3 protein-coding genes are annotated in these 3203 nt (G+C 34.3%); 1 reads left to right on the top strand and 2 read right to left on the bottom strand.

Annotated elements, in window-relative coordinates; translation table 11 throughout:
• Positions 1-1637 (top strand): pseudouridine synthase (locus ACIQ6Z_RS09675; RefSeq protein WP_396210673.1); only part of this gene is annotated, 1637 nt, incomplete at its 5' end.
• Between the two features lie 43 nt (positions 1638-1680).
• On the opposite strand, the gene ACIQ6Z_RS09670 is transcribed toward ACIQ6Z_RS09675, so the two are convergent.
• Complete coding sequence (locus ACIQ6Z_RS09670) at positions 1681-2532, bottom strand: BadF/BadG/BcrA/BcrD ATPase family protein (protein WP_396210672.1); 852 nt, start codon at positions 2530-2532, stop codon at positions 1681-1683.
• Between the two features lie 82 nt (positions 2533-2614).
• The coding region (locus tag ACIQ6Z_RS09665) for a type I glyceraldehyde-3-phosphate dehydrogenase (RefSeq protein WP_396210671.1) at positions 2615-3203 on the bottom strand (589 nt) is incomplete at its 5' end.

Below are 3203 nucleotides of genomic sequence, written 5' to 3'. Positions count from 1 at the left end.
CAGGTATTCCATTGCCTGAAAAGTTCACCTTTCCGTTTTACTATGAGCCCCATGAATTAAGCCTTATCGCTGTTCGTGAATTACAAGAGTATCTCGAAACACAAACGGATTTTGATCATAATTTCGGATTAAATCCCAAACAAGAAGGTTTAGTAATCGGTAAAATGTTTGGGGTTTTAGTCTGTGAAAATCAAGCGGGTGAATTAGGTTATTTGTGGGCTTTTTCCGGGAAATTAGCGGAAGTAAATCACCATGCCTATTTTGTACCCACTATTTTTGATATGTTACAAGAGAATAGTTATTTTAGAAAAGAAGAAGCCGTATTAAATGCCCTCAATGAAAAAATAGAAATCTTAGAAAATACTGAAGAACTACAAAGTAAAAAATCACGTTTAGAACATACAATAAATGAAGCAGCTAGAGATATTCAAGACCAAAAAAACAAAATAAAAAGACTAAAAACTGAACGTGATGAAAAACGAAAATCATCTATTAATTTACCAAAAACAACCCTTGAATCCTTAGAAATTACCCTTTCGGAAGAAAGCAAAAAAGAAAGCATTTTACTGAAAAAAATGTCCAAGTACTGGAATTTTCAGATAGAAAAGGCACAAAAAGAATTGGATGAATTCCTAAATCAAATTCAATTACTAAAAGATGAACGCCGAATAAAATCGGGAGCATTACAACAAAAATTATTTGCAGAATATTCCTTTTTAAATGGAATGGGTCATCGCAAAAGTTTAGGTGAACTATTCAATAATAATCCCCCAGCTGGTGCAGGTGAATGTGCAGCACCAAAATTATTGCATTTTGCTTTTGAACACCACTTAAAACCAATTGCCATGGCCGAATTTTGGTGGGGCCAATCACCAAAATCAGAAATACGTAAGCACAAACAATTTTATCCAGCTTGTAAGAGCAAATGCGAACCCATTTTATTAACCCATATGTTGATTGGCTTAGAGATGGAATCTAATCCGTTTGAAGAAAATCCAGCAGAAGGTAAAGATATTGAAATCGTCTATGAAGATGACATACTGTTAGTCATTAACAAACCAGCCGAATTTTTATCGGTTCCAGGAAAAAAAATCACCGATTCGGTTTATCAAAGAATAAAAGAAAGATATCCAGAAGCTACAGGACCATTAGTTGTACATCGCTTAGACATGTCGACTTCGGGGTTGATGCTGGTTGCAAAAGATGAAGCAACCTATGTTAACTTACAAAGTCAATTTATAAAAAGAACCATAAAGAAACGCTATGTTGCTTTACTAGACGGAGTTTTGTTCCAAAAAGAAGGCGTCATTGATTTACCGCTGCGTGTAGATATAGAAGATCGCCCTCGCCAATTGGTTTGCTATGATCATGGGAAATCGGCTCAAACCAAATGGGAAATAATTGCAACTCAAAACAATCAAACACTAGTATATTTCTATCCTATTACAGGAAGAACACACCAATTGCGCGTACATGCCTCACATGAATTGGGATTAAAAACGCCTATTGTTGGTGATGATTTATACGGGACAAAATCCGACCGCTTGTATTTACATGCTGAACAAATCACTTTTATGCATCCCGTTTCAAAAAAAGAAATGAAAATTCAAAAAGAGGCAAATTTTAAAATAATTTAAAACGATCAAAAAAAACCTGAAAAGAAATTTTCAGGTTTTTTTATTATTTATTCAATACGTGATAAGCAATGAGTCCGTCAATAGGACGGCGCAATACATTCCCCACGGTAATACCTCTTTTTGCCAATACTTCAGTTAGTTCATCTTTTAAATAAAATGCGATTGAACCTACAAAATGCACGGGTACATCTTTACAGTTATCAAATTGTTCTACATAATTTTCAACAAAATCTTCCATTTCCATTTGGATGTATTTTTTACAAAAATCAGTGTCTTTATGCTTGATTAAAAACTTAGCAAAAGTCGCTAAATACGCATTAGGATTAGGCTCTTTATATAAATTATGTTTGATATAATCAGCATCTACATTGTATTCTTCCTCAAATTCTTGCGCTAATTCTTTAGGCATTTTATTAAAATAATACCCTCTTAACAAATGGCGACCAAATCGGTTACCCGAACAATCATCCATTGCAATGTAACCCAAAGATTGTACTTTTTGATGCAAAATTTTTCCGTCAAAATAACTACAATTGGATCCTGTTCCAAGAATACAAACAATCGCCTCTGCATCTTTAGGAGTTGTAGCATAAACGGCGGCATACGTATCTTCATGAACGACTACGTTGGCATTTTTAAAATAATTTTGAAAAACCTCGGTTAAAAAATTTTTCATTCGATCGGTTCCACAACCTGCACCATAAAAGAACAAATGTGTGGCTTTATCTTTATTGTGAGAAATATCAAATTTATCATCTAAACGATGTATAATTTCTTCTTTATCTAATACTTCTGGATTTAATCCTAATGATTGTGTAGTGAACAATACCTTACCGTTATCATCAATAGCAATCCAATCGGCTTTTGTAGATCCACTGTCAACTAATAATTTCATAATTTAGAATATAGAGGTACATATTAAAAAAGAACAAAACGAGGCAAAAAAACGACTCACTTTGTTCTTTTCATTTGTGCTATTATTTTAAACCTGCTACGTGAACAGATAAATCAATTAATTTACTTGAATATCCATATTCGTTATCGTACCATGATACAATTTTAAAGAACGTACTGTTCAATCCAATTCCTGCTTTTGCATCTACGATAGAAGTTCTTGAATCCGAAACAAAATCTTGAGAAACGACTAAATCTTCTGTATATCCTAAAATACCTTTCATTTCATTTTCTGAAGCCGATTGCAACACCTTCATAATGGCATCATAAGTGGTTTCTTTAGCAAGTTTAACTGTTAAATCTACTACAGAAACATCAACTGTAGGAACACGCATTGACATACCTGTTAATTTGCCATTCAATTCTGGAATTACCTGACCCACCGCTTTAGCAGCACCTGTTGATGAAGGAATGATATTGCAGGAAGCTGCACGTCCACCACGCCAATCTTTACGTGAAGGACCGTCACACGTCATTTGAGTTGATGTGGTAGCATGAACAGTTGTCATTAACCCTTCCAAAATTCCAAAATTATCATGAATAACTTTAGCCAATGGCGCTAAACAGTTAGTGGTACAAGACGCATTCGAAACTACTTTATCAGCCGCTGTA

The sequence above is a fragment of the Flavobacterium sp. genome (assembly GCF_044376915.1).
In the GTDB taxonomy this organism is placed as follows: Bacteria; Bacteroidota; Bacteroidia; order Flavobacteriales; family Flavobacteriaceae; genus Flavobacterium.
The sequence above is the reverse complement of the archived record's forward strand: the minus strand, read 5'-3'. Positions and strand labels throughout refer to the sequence as shown.